This window comes from Bradyrhizobium sp. Arg237L, assembly GCF_029990105.1.
Lineage (GTDB): Bacteria > Pseudomonadota > Alphaproteobacteria > Rhizobiales > Xanthobacteraceae > Bradyrhizobium.
Genome location: NZ_JAQMIL010000265.1, coordinates 1 through 309, shown reverse-complemented (window position 1 = coordinate 309; position 309 = coordinate 1). Strand labels below are relative to the sequence as shown.

Annotated in this window: 1 protein-coding gene; it reads right to left on the bottom strand. The window is 58.3% G+C overall.

From position 1 onward, the window contains the following. A partial coding sequence (locus tag OZ411_RS43260; RefSeq protein WP_282532847.1) for an SDR family NAD(P)-dependent oxidoreductase occupies positions 1–195 on the bottom strand: 195 nt, incomplete at its 3' end. Between the last annotated feature and the right edge of the window lie 114 nt (positions 196–309).

The window sequence follows — 309 nt, the reverse complement described above, 5'->3', positions numbered from 1 at the left end:
ATCGGCGGGCGAATAGATAGCCTTCACTCCGAAATCTTTCTCGATTGCAGTCCGCGTTTTTTCGACATCGCCCGGTGCCCCAATCCCGTTGAGCACGATGTTGGCGCCCCCGCTTGCGAATGCCCGCGCGCACCCAAGGCCTATTCCGCTTGTCGAGCCGGTCACAACGGCCGTCTTGCCCTTCAGAACACTCAATTCACTCTCTTTCTATTGCATGCCTTCACGTTCAGCCGACCAAATCGGTCTCGCGGACTTCGAGGAGACGTCGGCTTGGCTGTTGGAGGTAGTCATGCACGACCTTGCCCAGCC